Source organism: Bacillus sp. AFS002410, assembly GCF_002556365.1.
GTDB lineage: Bacteria > Bacillota > Bacilli > Bacillales > Bacillaceae_G > Gottfriedia.
On record NZ_NUEU01000009.1, the window covers coordinates 26092 to 42425 of the forward strand.

The 16334-nt window shown below is 34.0% G+C and carries 16 protein-coding genes; 5 read left to right on the forward strand and 11 right to left on the reverse strand.

The features are described from left to right. Positions 1-14 precede the first annotated feature (14 nt). Positions 15-1190, reverse strand: coding sequence for an acetyl-CoA C-acetyltransferase (locus CN692_RS07865; protein WP_098118615.1), 1176 nt, complete (start codon positions 1188-1190; stop codon positions 15-17). Positions 1191-1210: 20 nt separating this feature from the next. After that, complete coding sequence (locus tag CN692_RS07870; protein WP_179874408.1) at positions 1211-3592, reverse strand: 3-hydroxyacyl-CoA dehydrogenase/enoyl-CoA hydratase family protein; 2382 nt, start codon at positions 3590-3592, stop codon at positions 1211-1213. Positions 3593-3870: 278 nt separating this feature from the next. Here CN692_RS07870 and CN692_RS07875 point away from each other — a divergent pair, with 278 nt between their 5' ends. Next, positions 3871-4011 carry a YuzL family protein gene (locus tag CN692_RS07875; protein WP_098118617.1) on the forward strand — a complete coding sequence of 47 codons (141 nt, stop codon included), beginning with the start codon at positions 3871-3873 and terminating at the stop codon, positions 4009-4011. Between the two features lie 179 nt (positions 4012-4190). Here the strand turns inward: CN692_RS07875 and CN692_RS07880 are convergent, their stop codons facing one another. After that, positions 4191-5108 carry a proline dehydrogenase family protein gene (locus CN692_RS07880; protein WP_098118618.1) on the reverse strand — a complete coding sequence of 306 codons (918 nt, stop codon included), beginning with the start codon at positions 5106-5108 and terminating at the stop codon, positions 4191-4193. 188 nt (positions 5109-5296) lie between these two features. Beyond that, a complete protein-coding gene (locus CN692_RS07885) occupies positions 5297-5560 on the reverse strand; it encodes a DUF2573 family protein (protein ID WP_097976287.1) in 264 nt (87 codons plus the stop codon). Positions 5561-5876: 316 nt separating this feature from the next. Here CN692_RS07885 and CN692_RS07890 point away from each other — a divergent pair, with 316 nt between their 5' ends. The 4 genes from CN692_RS07890 (at position 5877) to CN692_RS07905 (ending at position 9505) form a co-directional block, all read left to right on the forward strand. After that, a complete protein-coding gene (locus tag CN692_RS07890) occupies positions 5877-6680 on the forward strand; it encodes a formate/nitrite transporter family protein (RefSeq protein ID WP_098118619.1) in 804 nt (267 codons plus the stop codon). 114 nt (positions 6681-6794) lie between these two features. Continuing rightward, positions 6795-7610, forward strand: coding sequence for a GDSL-type esterase/lipase family protein (locus CN692_RS07895; protein WP_098118620.1), 816 nt, complete (start codon positions 6795-6797; stop codon positions 7608-7610). Next, positions 7603-8520 carry an ABC transporter ATP-binding protein gene (locus CN692_RS07900; RefSeq protein WP_098118621.1) on the forward strand — a complete coding sequence of 306 codons (918 nt, stop codon included), beginning with the start codon at positions 7603-7605 and terminating at the stop codon, positions 8518-8520. Before CN692_RS07895 ends, CN692_RS07900 begins: the two co-directional genes overlap by 8 nt. Before the next feature lie 25 nt (positions 8521-8545). Continuing rightward, positions 8546-9505: an ABC transporter permease gene (locus CN692_RS07905; protein ID WP_257131659.1), complete on the forward strand. Its 960-nt coding sequence runs from the start codon at positions 8546-8548 to the stop codon at positions 9503-9505. Between the two features lie 39 nt (positions 9506-9544). Here CN692_RS07905 and CN692_RS07910 read toward each other — a convergent pair whose 3' ends face one another. The 7 genes from CN692_RS07910 to CN692_RS07940 all read right to left on the reverse strand — a co-directional run bounded on the left by CN692_RS07910 (position 9545) and on the right by CN692_RS07940 (position 16214). Then, positions 9545-10438 (reverse strand): cation diffusion facilitator family transporter, encoded by an 894-nt coding sequence (locus tag CN692_RS07910; RefSeq protein WP_098118622.1) that lies wholly within the window; start codon positions 10436-10438, stop codon positions 9545-9547. Positions 10439-10923: 485 nt separating this feature from the next. Next, entirely contained in the window at positions 10924-11622 is a 699-nt protein-coding gene (locus CN692_RS07915) for a tryptophan 2,3-dioxygenase family protein (protein WP_098118623.1), read from the reverse strand. A 12-nt stretch (positions 11623-11634) separates the two neighbouring features. Further along, the gene (kynB, locus tag CN692_RS07920) at positions 11635-12258 is read right to left on the reverse strand and encodes an arylformamidase (protein ID WP_098118624.1); all 624 of its coding nucleotides are present in this window, start codon (positions 12256-12258) and stop codon (positions 11635-11637) included. A gap of 12 nt (positions 12259-12270) precedes the next feature. Next, on the reverse strand, positions 12271-13545 hold the full coding sequence (gene kynU / locus CN692_RS07925; protein WP_098118625.1) for a kynureninase: 1275 nt from the start codon (positions 13543-13545) through the stop codon (positions 12271-12273). A gap of 161 nt (positions 13546-13706) precedes the next feature. Beyond that, positions 13707-14501: an ABC transporter permease subunit gene (locus tag CN692_RS07930; protein ID WP_098118626.1), complete on the reverse strand. Its 795-nt coding sequence runs from the start codon at positions 14499-14501 to the stop codon at positions 13707-13709. 24 nt (positions 14502-14525) lie between these two features. Continuing rightward, positions 14526-15323, reverse strand: a complete 798-nt coding sequence (locus CN692_RS07935) for an ABC transporter permease subunit (protein WP_098118627.1) — start codon at positions 15321-15323, stop codon at positions 14526-14528. Positions 15324-15329: 6 nt separating this feature from the next. Further along, positions 15330-16214 (reverse strand): ABC transporter ATP-binding protein, encoded by an 885-nt coding sequence (locus tag CN692_RS07940; RefSeq protein WP_098118628.1) that lies wholly within the window; start codon positions 16212-16214, stop codon positions 15330-15332. Positions 16215-16334: the final 120 nt, after the last annotated feature.

Consider the following 16334-nt stretch of genomic DNA (forward strand, 5'->3'; position numbering starts at 1 on the left):
TTAACACCGATCGATTAAATTAATTCAAATACTCCAGCAGCACCCATTCCGCCACCTACACACATCGTAACAATACCGAACTGCTCACCACGACGCTTCATCTCATGTAATAATGATAAAGTTAATTTAGTACCAGTACAGCCAAGTGGATGACCTAAAGCAATAGCTCCTCCATTTACGTTTACTCGGTTCTCATCAAGTCCTAAATGACGAATAATTTGAATTGATTGAGAAGCAAATGCTTCGTTAAGTTCAAATAAGCCGATATCAGATATGCTTAATCCTGCTAATTTTAGCGCTTTTGGAATTGCTTCAACTGGCCCAATCCCCATAACTTCAGGAGCTACTCCAGCTACTGCAAAAGATCGGAATTTTAATAGCGGGCTTAACCCTTCAGCCTCCGCTTTTTCACGGTCCATTACTAATACTGCAGCTGCACCATCACTTGTTTGTGAAGAATTTCCTGCTGTCACAGAACCTCTCACATTAAATGCCGGTCTTAATTTAGCTAATACTTCAGAAGAAGTCCCTTCTCGAACACCTTCGTCTTGAGAGAAAGTGAAATGCTTTTCTTCTAATTTATGATTCGAGTTTACTGAACGAAGAGTTACATCAACTGGAACGATTTCGTCAACAAAACGGCCTTCTTTAATAGCAGCTGCCGCACGCTGATGACTGCGTACTGCAAAAGCATCTTGATCTTCTCTCGAAATACCATATCGATTAGCAACTTGCTCTGCAGTATGGCCCATTCCCATATAATATTCAGGTGCATTTTCTACTAATCTACTATTTAAACGAGCAACATGCCCTCCCATTGGAAGTAAGCTCATTGATTCTGCTCCGCCTGCAATAATAGCCTCAGAGTGACCTAACATAATACGTTCACTAGCAAAAGCAATACTTTGTAGGCCAGAAGAACAATAACGGTTAACTGTAATTCCAGGCACTGAATGTGATAATCCCGCTAATGCACCAATGTTTCGTGCCATATTAAATCCTTGCTCAGCCTCTGGTGAAGAGCAACCAAAAATAATATCGTCGATTGGACCATCATAATTTCCTGCGCGTTTTAATGTTTCCTTTACAACTAATGCCCCTAGATCATCTGGACGAACCGTTGCTAGTGATCCTTTTTTCGATTTACCTACAGGTGTTCTTGCACCCGCTACAATAACAGCTTCTCTCATGTTCTTCCCTCCATCTCCCATTAATTACGTAACGGTTTTCCTTTAACAAGCATATGTTGCATACGTGCTTGGGATTTCATTTCAGAAATTAAACTTATAAATGCTTCACGCTCTATATTTAATAAATACTCTTCATCTACAAGCGTTCCAAATGGTACTTTACCACCTGCAATTACGTACGCTAGTTTTTTAGCAATTGTTAAATCATGCTCACTTATATAGCCAGAGTAATACATAGAATTTGCACCAGCTAATAAAGTGGCATAACCAGATTCACCAACTACAGGTACTTTTTCGCGAATAGGTGCACTATATCCACCTTCATATAACTCAAGTACACGTTGCTTTGCTTCATAAATTAAATGATCTGCATTAAACACTTTACGGTCATTATGGTTTAAGAAACCATTTTCAAATGCTTCTTGAGCAGAAGTAGAAACTTTTGCCATTGCAACCGTCTCAAATACTCGATTAGCAAGGGCTTGTAGGTCAAATTGAACTCCTTCTGGGAACTCTTTTAATTGTTTAATATAAAGCTCTTTACTACCGCCACCGCCTGGGATTAAGCCTACTCCAACTTCTACTAACCCCATATAAGTTTCAGCTGACGCTACTACACTAGCAGCTGGTAAACAAATCTCAGCACCGCCGCCTAATGACATTCCATAAGGAGCAACTACTACAGGCTTATCAGAGTATTTAATTTTCATCATTGCCTGTTGGAATGCTTTCACAACCATTTCAATTTCAAAGTAGTTGTCATCTTGTGCTTCCATTAAGATCATGGCTAAATTAGCACCAACGCAGAAATTCTTAGATTGGTTACCAATCACTAAGCCCTTATAATTTTTGGAAACCTCATCAACTGCAAAGTTAACCATTTGCGTAATATCCATACCAATTGCATTGCTCTTCGTATGGAATTCTAAACAAGCAACTCCATCTCCAAGGTCAATTAAACTTGCTCCAGAATTTTGTTTAATAATTCGACCTTGCTCCTTTAAGACGCTTAACTTAACTTCTTTATCATTTCTTACTAGTTCTTCATACTTTTCATTGTGATAGAAGCTAGTAACTCCGTTGTCTTGCTTGTAGAAAGTTTCGTTGCCATTATCGATCATACTCTTAACCCAATTTGGGACAGTTAAACCTTCGCTCTCCATTCGTACAACTGATTTAGATACACCAATTGCATCCCAAATTTCAAACGGTCCTAAGTCCCAACCAAATCCCCATTTCATTGCTTGGTCAATTCCGACGATGTTATCAGAAATTTCACCAGACAATTCAGCAGAGTATACTAACACCGGGCTAATGATGCTCCATAAGAAATTACCTGCACGATCATCAGCATATACAAGCGCTTTCAATTTATTGGCTAAGCCCTTAACTTGTTTAATACTTTCAGTTGATGGCGTACGCAAGCTTTTTCTTTCCCCATATTCAAATGTGCTTGGATCTAATTCTAAAATCTCTTTACCTTGCTTTAAGAAAAATCCTTGCCCTGACTTGCTTCCAAGCCATTTACGATTTGCCATTTCTTTCATAAATTCAGGAACTTTAAATACTTCCTTCTCTTCGCCTTCTACAAGGTCATATACATTGTTTGCAACGTGGATGAATGTATCTAATCCAACTACATCCAATGTACGGAATGTTGCACTAGAAGGACGCCCAATCATTGGACCAGTAATAGAGTCAACTTCTCCAACACTGTATCCGCCTTTTAGCATTTCTTGTACAGTTACAAGTAATCCATATGTTCCGATACGGTTTCCAATAAAGTTAGGAGTATCTTTTGCTAATACAACGCCTTTCCCTAAGACGTCTTCTCCAAAAGCTTTCATAAATGTAAGTACTTCTTCAGATGTATGTTTAGTAGGAATAACTTCTAATAATTTTAAATAACGTGGTGGGTTAAAAAAGTGAGTGCCTAAGAAATGTTTTTTGAAGTCATCTGAACAGTCTTCAGACATTGCTTCAATGGAAATACCAGATGTGTTTGAACTTACGATTGAACCAGGTTTGCGAAATGCATCTACCTTAGCCAATACTTGTTTTTTAATTGCTAAATTTTCAACAACTACTTCAATAATCCAGTCAACTTCATTTAAACGACTCATATCGTCTTCAAAGTTACCCGCTTGAATTAATGATAAGTTTTTCTTTGATGCAAGAGGAGCTGGCTTTTGTTTCAATAATTTCTGAATAGCCGTTTGACTAAATCGATTACGGAATTCTATGGAGTCTGTAGTAAGACCTTTAGCAGCATCTTCCTCAGATAGTTCTCTTGGTACAATATCAAGTAGTAATGTTGGAATACCTATATTTGCCAAGTGTGCAGCGATACCAGATCCCATCACACCAGAGCCGAGTACAGCGGCTTTTTTAATTCTTTGGATCATATGCATTTCTCCTCCTCGTTTCTTGAATGAATACTCATTCACTTTCAAGATAGAACAATCCGTAGCAAATGAGCACCTCTTCTTTCACTATATGATAAATTCTCATTTTTCGCAATAAACAAAAAGTTCAAATTAATAAAATTTTACAATTTAGTTTAAAGTCTTTTTCTCGACCTTAAACCATTTTCCTTTTCCTTTATTTTTTTCATCTAAAACCATTTTTTACTAATAAGTTTATTTAATTAGGTTAGTCTAAGAAATGGAGGTGATAAGAAATGAAACGTGAAAGAAACCCATCAAAGGGTGGAGTTAGTGCAGCAAGTGTTCAAGGTAATGCGAGTCATGGAGATCAAGGGCAAGAAAAAGGAAGACAAAGTAACAATCAACAGTACGGTAAAAAAAACATGGGGCAGTAAACTTTTTCACTAAAAAACTTAATAGCAAAACTAGGACAATTATGATTTTAGCAATTATATGAATAATGTTGTTTTACTAATAACTTACTTTTCACAAAAAAATCCTGTAAATAAAGAGAAAAAGGCTGACTAAAAAGGATCCTCACTCAATCCTTTTTAGTTAGCCTTTAATTTTAAAATTATTTACTGAACATACCTTTTAATACGAATGCTACGTTTGCAGGACGCTCTGCTAAGCGACGCATGAAGTATCCATACCAGTCAGTACCATAAGGAACATAAACTCGCATGTTATATCCTTCTTTAACAAGCTCTAATTGACGCTCTGTACGAATTCCGTATAACATTTGGAACTCAAATTGTTCATTTGGAATATTATGCTCTTTTACTAATTGTTTTGTGTATTCAATCATTGCTTCATCATGAGAAGCAATTGCAGTAAAGTTACCGTTTAACAAGTGCATTTTAATGATTTTTTTGAAGTTTTCATCCACATCTTTTTTCTCTGGGAATGCTACTTCAGCAGGCTCTTTATAAGCCCCTTTTACTAAACGTAAATTTGGGTTTAAACTGTTTAGATCTGTAATGTCGCTTTCAGTTCTGTATAAATAAGCTTGAATAACCGTTCCAATATTATCGTACTCAGATTTTAATTGTTTAAAGATACGAATCGTTTTTTCACAACGAGAGAAATCTTCCATATCGATTGTAACAAATACGCCATTCTTTTTAGCTGCCTCTAAAATACGACGCATATTCGCTAATACTAGCTCGTCCGAAATATCAAGACCCATTGAAGTCATTTTTAGCGAGCATTGAGAATTTAATTTCTCTTTACCAATCGCTTCAATTGCTTCAATACAAGAAGTAGCCATTTCATTTGCTTCCTCAACAGTGTCTACGAATTCACCAAGATAATCAATTGTTACTTTTAAATTCTTTTTATTTAAGTCCTTAATAACTTTTGTAGCTAAATCGATTGTTTCGCCTGCAACAAAACGCCCTGCACCAAATCTTAGGCCATATTTCTTAGCCATTTTAGTTAAAAACTTATTTTTAGACATAAATAAAAAAGCATTCTTCATAACTTGTTCCATTACTCTACCCCCAGAATTAATCTTAACTTTTCTCTCTATATAATATTAATGTATCATCTTATGAAATTTGTTAAAACAATTATTTAATAATTTGTCGAATTTTGTTTATTGAAAATTGTATACCCTTACTTAAAATTATATTATCATAATTTATTGATGCCGTCATCTTTGAAAATTATGGATAAGTATTATTGCTTGTTTTTATTAGCCATAGCCTCTCTATGCTGATCATTTAATGTTTTAATTTCTTTTATTAAATTAACGACTTCATCTTTTGCTTGTGGGTACGTATCATTCCAGTGCTTTACTAAAGCAGGCATTGATTTAGATATGTATGTGTACATAACCCACTTCTCGACTTTTGCTTGCTTTTCCTCTGACCAATCCCCTAATAACAATTCTGTGTATTTTTTTAGTAATGCATCAAATTTTGCTTCAAACTCATTTTCCATCAAAATCACCTTCCCATAAAATAGTCTTTACCCGCAACTTAAAACTGAATAGTAATTTTTATTAATTACGATCCCTTCTTGTCTTCAAACTCATATTTGTTTTCCTTAAAATTATAGTATATCTTCGACCAGTACTAAGACGATTATTTACAATTGTAAAGTAAAAATAATAAAGAATGGTTATTTTCGTAGATAATATTGCATTGATGTATTCAATTTTACTTTTCATAATTTGTTCACAGTTTCACAAACTTTTAATCATTTTTTATTTGTATACTATGAATGTGTTTAAAGAACCCATAGGGAGTGAAACCAATTGGAACGAGATAGTATCCAATATTGTATCGATTTAGCTCTTAAAAAAAAGAAAATATTAGATCAAAGCTTAATTAAATATTTAACTCGTGCTGCATTAGCCTCAATTTATATAAGCTTTATTTTGATTGTCTGTTTAAAATTAGCTGAATTATTTAGATTACAGGATTCGCCATTTTCATCTATAGCATATCCATTCGTTTTCGCTACAGCATTAATTATGATTATTTACGGTGGTGGGGAATTATTTACTAGTAATACTATGTATTTTACTTTCTCAACATTAGCTAAAAAAACGTCTAAACTTGATTTAGTAAAAAATTGGATTGCATGTTACTCAGGCAATATTATTGGTGCGCTTTTTTTTGCATTTATATATTATTTAACTGGTTTAGCGAAAGATTTCCCTGCTGATCATTTTTTAAATGGTGTAGTTGACCATAAAATTCATGCATCATTTTTCCACTTATTTTTTAAAGGTGTTTTATGTAACTGGCTTGTTTGTCTTGCTTGTTTCTTACCAACTAGATTTAAAGATGATCTTGCGAAAATATTGCTGATCTTCTTATTAGTATTTGCTTTCTTCTTCTCTGGTTATGAACATAGTATCGCAAATATTGCTGTCTTTGTATTATCATATATTTTACCACATGAAGTGACGTTTACATTTGGTGATGTACTGCATAATTTAATCCCAGTTACATTCGGTAATATTATAGGTGGTTCTGTAGGTGTCGGAATGGCTTATTACTTCTTAAACAATGAAAAAAAATTAGAAGTAAAAGAATTAAAACGCGCTTCATAAAGTGTGTCTACCTGTCTTCATTTTTAGAAGGCAGGTTTTTTCGTGCAATTCTAAATTTAATATGGTAATAATGATTAATAAATGAAAATATTTCCTTTTCTGGTGGTGTGAAAATTGAAATACAATAAATTTGTTCGATTCATTATGTTCATTTCTTTACTTTGTTTCTTTTTATTAGCTTACGGCTTTGCAAAAGGTGCTTATACTGTTCTAAATCCGCAAAAAGGCAAACTAATTGCAAGCAATAATCAAAAGAAGAAAGATGATGATAACGTACATAAAAGCGATCAACTAAAGATCGTTGCATTAGGTGACTCACTTACTCGAGGAGTTGGTGACGATGAAGGGACAGGCTATGTAGGGAGATTAAAAAACGATCTTCAAAAAGAGTACAAACAGTCCACGTCTATATCGAATTTAGCTGTTAGTGGTGCAAAAACATCAGATTTACTTCATGATTTAAAGAAAAAAAATATTCAAGAAACACTAAGCACTGCAAATATAGTCGTTCTTTCCATTGGTAGCAATGATTTATTTCCAGGTGCGAATCAAATGAATGAACAATTTTTAAAAACGTATCGACCTGATGAAAAAACATTTCAAAATAATTTAAATTCGATTTTTAAAATAATACATCAACAAAATCCAAATGCGTCTATTTATGCTTTTGGTTATTATAATCCGTTTCATAATGTTCAAGGTCTCGATGCATCTTCAAGCTTCGTTTATAGATGGAATAATCTACTTGAGTTAGCAACTCTTCAAGTTAAAAATGCTTACGTAATTCCAACATTTGATTTATTTTATAACGAAGAAGATCAATATTTATACACTGACCATTTTCATCCAAACAAAGACGGTTATATAGAAATGGCAAATCGTTTAACTAGTAAAATCGGAAGTCAGTTTCGAGGTGAGTCTAATGAATAAAGTACTTAAATTAGAAGGCGTTTCAAAAAGCATTAAAGGTAAAGTACTAGTTGACCAAATTTCATTTGAAGTTTACGAAGGTGAAGTATTTGGTTTTCTTGGTCCAAATGGAGCTGGTAAAACAACAACTATTCGTATGTTAGTCGGTCTAATAGCACCATCAAAAGGTACGATTGAAATTGCTGGATTTCCCGTTAATACGCACTTCAAAGAAGCAATGAAACAAATTGGATGTATTGTAGAGAATCCCGAATTATATGGCTATTTAACTGGATGGGAAAACTTAAATCAATCTGCAAGAATGTTAGGGATTAAAGATGATAAAAAGATCATCGAAGTCGTAAATCTCGTGAAATTGAGCGAAAGAATTCACGAAAAAGTAAAGACGTATTCATTAGGAATGAAACAAAGGCTCGGTATTGCCCAAGCCTTACTTGGAAGACCAAAGCTTCTTATATTAGATGAACCGACAAATGGTTTAGATCCGGCTGGTATTCGTGAATTACGCGAATTTATTCATATGCTAGTCAAAGAGCAAAATATAAGCGTATTTATTTCAAGTCATTTATTGAGTGAAATTGAAATGATCTGTGATCGAGTAGGAATTATTAATAAAGGAAAAATGGTTAGAGTCTCTACTGTAAAAGATTTAGTAAAAGAAGCGGCTGAACGTGTTGAATGGCGAGTCTCTCCAACACAAAAAGCAATAGATTTATTAAAAAAGGATTCTACAATTCAAGATATAAACGTAAAAGATGACCTCATTCTTTGCCGAATGTCACCTTTAAAAATTAACGAGATTATTCAACATTTCGTAGCTGAAGACATTCAGGTTAACGGAGTTAAAACGATGTCCGATACATTAGAGGATTTATTTATGGAAATGACAGGAGGCGAAGTTCGTGGCTGAGCTAGTTAGACTCGTCTTTAATGAAATTGAAAAAATGGTAAGGAAAAGAAGAATACTTGTTATTTTTATCATTTTAGCAGTACTCATTCCAATTTTTGTTTATGCTCAATTGCAGCAAACGGAAGAAACAATAAAAAGACTCGGAACGGATAATTGGAAAGTATCACTTCAACAAAAAATAGTCGACCAGCAAAATAGATTAAACTCAACCGGAATTCCTGATGAATGGAAAAGTTGGCTAAAAGTTCAAATCGATCAAGAACAATATTATTTGGATAATGATATAAATCCAACAACTCCTGGTGCGCCTACATTTATACGTAAACTAATTGAACAAAGTATTGGATGGCTACTCCTACCTTTACTGGTTATGGTCATTACGATTGATATTATATCTGGAGAGCGAAGCGACGGTACGATAAAAATACTGTTAACTCGTCCTATTAAAAGATGGAAGGTCTTGCTTAGTAAATATATATCAATCTGTTTATTAATCTCTTTTCTTCTAGTCTTATACGGTGTAATGGCGTATATTGCTTCAGGATTTGTATTCAGTTTTAAAGGCTGGACCGTCCCTGTGCTAACAGGATTTGTCATCAAAAATAATCAGCTAATAACAGATTCAGTTCAACTGATTCCACAATGGCAATACATTATCATGGCCTTTGGACTTGCATGGTTCGTATGCATTATAATTGGAACGCTATCATTTATGGTATCAGTATTAGTCCGAACTACACCCGCTGCAATGGGCATTATGCTAGCAGCACTAATTACGGGTAGTGTCCTTAGTGGTCTGGCTACATCTTGGTCAGGAGCAAAATACTTTTTTAGTGTAAATCTCGGACTAACCGACTACCTAGCTGGCCAGCTTCCTTCCATAGAAGGATTAAACATGCACTTCTCCCTAATGAACTTATCCATTTGGGGACTATTAGCATTACTAATCTCTTTCATTGTATTTGTTAAACAAGATATGAATTAAGATGGAGTAAGGGGATTGGAAAAGAATAAAAGTCTTTTCCTATTCCCTTACTCCATCTCTTCCCTTTAAACTGCTCTTTGGCTCTACATGAATATGTGTATAATGAATCCCGTGCTGTTCTTGTAGAATCATTTCGATTTGGTCCGTTATATTGTGACTTTTACTCACATCAATACCGCCATCCACCTCAATTACTACGTCTGCAATCGTTGTATTTCCGTACATTCTCGCTCTTAGATCAACTACTTTATGTACACCTGGTACTTGATCAACGGTTTCACTAAATAAAATCATTTCATCAGGATTAAATCCGTCAGTTAATAGAAGAGTTGAATCATAAAAAATCTCCCATGCAGTTTTGCAAATAATAACACCCACTAAAATGGCAACGATTGGGTCAATAATCGGAAAACCAAATGAAGCTCCGAGTACCCCAATAGTCGTTCCCAAACTAACTAATGCATCAGATAAATTATCTTTAGCTGAAGCCGCAAGCCCCTTACTCTTCGTTTTCTTTGCAACCTTATTATTATAAAAATAAATACCAAACATAAAGATCCCAGAAGCAAATGCAACTACAGCAGCTAATTTATTCGGAGTCCCATATTCCCCAACGAATAGCTTCCGAATATTTTCAATGATTACTTGTAAACCAACTGACATCATAATAAAAGACGCAATTAAAGTAGCGATTTGTTCTGCTCTTGAATGACCATATGGATGATCTAAATCTCTTGGTTTTCTTGCAATCCTTATCCCAATAAACACGGCCAACGTCGCACCAATATCAGTCACATTATTAAGTCCATCAGCTAAAAGAGCACTAGAATCTGTATAAAAACTAACAAGCACTTTCACCGACGCAAGAATCAAATAGGAAACAATACTCAATAAAGCCGCAAAATCTAACTGCTTTTGAAGCCCCTTATCCATAAACTCACCCGCCCTAATAAAAAATCATATGGCATTATCTTACCCATAATGCAAAATTTCCATTTTAAGTAAAAAGAAAAAGCAGAATCTGCTTTCATCAATGGGTTTATAAATACTGTGGACAACAAAAAGAAAAGCGAACACTAAGTGAACTTTGTTGATAAAGTTGCGAACTTTATTGATATAACGTTGGTTTTTGTTGATATATCATTGGTTTTTGTTGATATAACACTGGTTTTTGTTGATATAACACTGGTTTTTGCTGATATCACCCCATTCTTCGTTGATCTATCCCCAATTTTTGCTGATATCACCCCATTCTTCGTCGATTTATCCCCAATTTTTGCTGATATCACTAAATCTTCGTTGAACTATCCCCAACTCTTGTTGATATCACGAGTTACTATCAACTAATCGTAAAATGCCCCATATTTATTCCAAATTAAAAAAGCAGACTCGAAAAATCGAATCTGCCCTTCTCTGCTTTATAATGGCTTTGGATTATAACTAGATCCAGTTAAATCTGTTAAATCACAAACCGTTTGCCATAATTCTGGATAAAATTCGAAGCGAACAGCACGTTCTAATGCTTCTGCTGGTACTCCTTTTAAGCTCTTTGTATTCATACCAATCATGCGACGTACAAGTTGAATATGTTGTCTGCGGAAAGATTGGAATCTTTCATCGAAGCAAGTTAACTCTTGCATTAATTGGAATAACTCAAAGTTTTTAGTAGCATCTTGGTGTAATTGTACTGTTGTCAGTAAATTTTCATCTAATAGATCTTTGAAAGGCTGCCAAAGTGTTGGTCCTAATTTTAAAATTTCATTAAATCCAGGAGAGTCTTGACCGCTACCTCTTCCTAAAGCTAAACGAATTATGTGATAATCACTTGGACTTACTAGTTTTACCATGTCAAAAACTGCTGGTAAGTGTACTAAGTGATTATTAATACGTTGTAAGTGATGAGTTGCTCTTGTCACCTCTTTTGCACGCATATGTTTATCCGCAAAATGAATCGATTGGATGATTAATTTAAAATGTAACTCGGCAATTTGGTGAACTGTTTGAAACGTTAATTCATCTGGACAAAATAATTCTTCATCAGGTTTTTGTAAACTTAATAATTCTTCTGTGCGAATATATTTCTCGTAATCTGTCAGTTTTTTTTGCTCTTGTATCATTTTCATATCTCCCTAAACTAATTTACGTAAGACTGCTCGTACCGGACTACCGTCAGCATCTGTTAAAGGTAGTGGTAATGCTATAAGCTCGTATTCTCCTGAAGCAACATCTCTTAGGTCAACTGATTCTAAAATATGAATACCTGCATGATGAAGAGCATGATGTGCTTCTAATTCCTTACTATCAAGTGGGTCTACTGAAGGTACATCAACCCCAACTAATTTAACTCCTTTTGTATGCAAATACTCTGCTGCTTCCTTTTCAATATGTGGAATACTCTCCGGGAAAACGCTATCATTTTTCCACGAGTTTGTTTTAATTAATAAACGTTCCACGCCATCTAATTTAAAAGTTTCTAAATCTGATTTTTTAATAGAGTCTACTTCAATCAACTCAATTACTTTTGCGATTCCCACATATAAATTAGGATCTAAATCGATCACTCTCTTGCCATTTTCATCAAAATGAAAAGGCGCGTCGATATGTGTGCCTGTATGAGCGCTAAAAGTCAATTTACCAACATTGACCGAACCACTTTCTTCTTTTGTCCAGCTTAATTCGAATGAAAAATTTGTATCACCTGGCCATACAGGCATACCATTTTGCAATCTTCTTGATATATCGATTAATGACATTCCAAACAACTCCTAAGCAATGATTTCGCGCTGATTTTTAAACTGCTCGTATTGCTTTTCAACCATGATCTTCTTTAAAATTTGTACACTATTCCATACATCCACATAAGAAGTATAAAATGCAATTGGAGCTAGTCTGATTACATTTGGTGCTCTAAAGTCAGGAACAATTCCATTTAATTTTAACGCTTTACAAATCCTTGCAGCATCTTCATGCTCAAGACAAACATGTCCACCTCGTTTTGAATCTTCTAGTGGATTACCAATTGTAAAACCAAAATTGTTTAATTCTTCATTTATTAAGCTCATTAAATAGGCTGTACTGTGTAATGACTTTTCACGAATTCGATCAATTGTAGCTTCTTTATACATTTCAAGTGAGCCAGCAAGTGGCGCCATACTTAACACATGTGGCGTACCAATTTGATAAGCTCCAACTGTATTCGATGGAGTAAATTCATGCTTCATATCAAACTGTTTTTCTTTATTTGAACCGAACCAACCAGCTAATCCAGGCATTGTGCCAAAATGCTTTTCGTGAACGAATAAACTTCCTACTCCACCCGGTCCGCTATTTAAATATTTATAATTACACCAATAAGCAAAATCCACATCCCATTCATGGAATTGATGAGGAATTGCTCCAACAGAATGACAACCATCAAATCCTATTATAATTCCACGTTCATGAGCAGCACTTGTTAATCGCTCTATATCTAATAACTGTCCACTTCGATATAAAACAGTAGGAAGAATAATTAATGCAATTTCTTCAGTCATTGCTTCAATGATATCTTCTTCACTAATTGTGCGACCATCGCGACTCTTCACCTGGATTAAATGTGTTTCTGGATCAAAGCCCTTTAATTTTAATTGACTTTGAATAGCATAAATATCAGATGGAAAATTTAATTCATCTGCTAAAATTTTTGTTTTTTGGCCGCTTGGCTCATAAAAAGATGCGATTAATTGGTGAAGATTCGAAGTCGTAGACCCAGTTACAATCACTTCATCCTCTTTTGCCCCAACTAAAGGTGCACTTAATACTCCTAATTTTTCAGCAAAATAATACCATGGATGATCACCTTGCATCCATCCATCGATTGCAAGTGTTTTCCATGAATCTAATAGATCTAATAAACTTTGTTCGGCTCTTTTAGAAAGAAGCCCTAGAGAATTACCATCTAAATAGATTGTATTAGGCTGTAAATAGAACTCATTACGATAAATTGATAAAGAATCTTTTTGATCTAGAAATTCTGCAAATTCTTTTGTTGGCTGAAACATCCCCCAGTTTTACCCCCTTGCAATAAATAACCTACTATATTAAAGGTATTGCGATTATTAATACATGTCAATATTTTCTGAATATAATATTAAATAAAAAAAGTGCCAACAAATCCAAAATATCCCTATCTTAGATTTCGGCACTATTTATTTACTTTTCGTTATAAATGTATATCCCGTTTTTTAAACGAAACATAAGTAATAACTGTTAATAGTATGATCAATCCAATTGAGATCGTTGTAAAAACAATGTCAAATCCTCCACCATACATAATATCTTTCGCTTCAAAGTACTTAAATGGCGTAATATATTTCAATCCTTCAATCCGATCATCCAAATCAATTGCGATCGACAAGATAAATGTGATTAATAGAATACCTGTTGCATAGGATGCTGCTTTTTTGGCGTTTTTATTAACTGCTGCTATAGCCGAGCCAATTACTAAAAATAGTAGCTGTAGTATAAACATACCGACCATTACAACAGCTATATTACCGAATACATCCTCACCCTTACTATACTTCCCTACTATTAATACACTGGATATCCACGTAATACCATTAAAAATAAGAATGTTTACTAGGGCACTTAATAATTTAGACGTTATGACTTTATTTCTTGAAATAGGCTTTGCAAATAAAAACTCTGCCGTTTTATCACGTTCTTCTTTTGCAATTATGTTGGCCCCTAACATGGCGGCGTGAATGGTTGCCATTAAATATAAATATAAAACTAATATGCCAAAATAGCCGCTTGCCTTTGATAAATCAAGTGCACCTGATCCCATTATTGCTTGTAAAGATTTAGGCATTTGATTAAAAATCTCAGTTATTTGTCCATTTGATGCAGTAGCCTTATATTTTGCCATTCCGCTTCCAACTAAAAATACAATCCCAATACACCAAAAAATAATAGATTTACGATATGTCTTCATTTCTCTAAAAAATAGATTCAACTCCATCCCTCCTTTTCTTTAAATTTATACTGCATGAACATCCTTTTTCTTATAAATTACAAAACTCGCAATGATCGAAACGAAAATAATACCGATCGACAAGATTAAAAATGAAGTTTCAAATTTTGAATGAGCAATAATATACTTTGGTTCAAAATATTTAAACGGTGATAAATATCGTTTAGCATTACTTTCATCTGTAGCCACTACCATTCCAACAACAAAAAATGCAAACACAACAGCAAGTGAAATTGATAGGACTGCTTTTATTTTTGAAAAGACGACCGAAACAAGTATTCCAATTCCAAAAAATATTAGTTGAACAATAAATAGAGAAATAGAAAGTAATATAATTAATTTATTGCTATAATCAGCTGTTTTTACATGTTGTGCCATAAGTATAGTTGCTACAAGATAGAAGATATTTGTAATGGCTAAAGAGACGGCACCTGCAAAAATCTTAGAAGTGATAACTTTTGTTCGGGTCACTGGTTTAGTTAAAAGAAAATCAGCTGTTTTTTCTCGTACTTCTTTTGACACAATCGATGTACCTAAAATCATTGCCTGTATCGCACCACATAGTGAAATATAGACAAAAACATACGAATAGAATCCTACTATATTTCCAAAGCTCTCAATCTCAATTCCAAGTGCTTTTCTAACGCCCTCAGGATAGCCCTCCAAAACTTTTGTAAACTCTGCATAGTCCTTTGCAATAGCTGGAAAAAGAGATAAGAAAAACACAACGATTGCCATTAAAGAAACCGTCCAAATGAAAGTGGATTTCCGATAAGCTTTTAATTCGTGTAAAAAAATGTTCATTGCTTATTAGGCCTCCTTTTCATAATAATGTAAGAAAATTTCCTCCAGGTCAGGCTCTTCAATCCATAGATTTTCAATTTCAATGTCTGCTATTTTTCTCAAAACGTTGTTTATATTTCCTTTAAAAATAAAGCTGATTGTTTTACCTTTTATCTCTATATTATTTACACCTGGCATATTGAAGAAGTTTGGATCTACCGCATTTAGAATATCTATTTTAAAACGTTTGTAATTGTTTTCTTGTAATGTACTGATTTTTTCAACTGTAACAATTTTACCTTCCTTAATAATGGCAACTCGATCACATAGACGCTGTACTTCGCTTAAAATATGTGATGAGAATAAAATAGTAGCTCCCTTTTTATTCTCATCTTCTAGTAAGTCAAAAAATCTTTGTTGCATTAAAGGATCAAGGCCACTAGTCGGTTCATCCAATATGATTAACTTCGGTTCGTGAAGCAATCCTTGAACAATCCCCACCTTCTTTTTATTTCCTAAAGATAAATCATCAATTTTCTTTGTTAAATCAAGATCCATAATTTCAGCTAATTCTTTAATTCGCTTCGTGCAATCCTTTTTATAAAAACTAGCTGAGTATTTTAACAAATCCATTACTTTCATATTGTCATAATAAAAAACTTCAGAAGGTAAATAGCCGATTTCTTTTTTTATTTCTGGTGCAAACTGAATACAGTCCTTACCAAATATTTTTGCACTACCACTAGTCGGATAAATTAAAGATAATAAAGTTCGAATCGTTGTTGATTTCCCAGCACCATTTGGACCAATAAAACCAAATATTTCTCCCTCTTCTATATTAAAACTAATATCCGATATTCCCCTTGAATTGCCGTAGGTCTTTGTTAAATTGTTGATTTCAATCGCGTACATAAAATAAACCTCCTGCATTGTTTTGAAATATTTAAATATGATTATTACAAAACTAGTATATACCTCATTCTCTCAAAAGAGAATACATTTTGAAATATTTTTAATAGGATATTTCAAAAC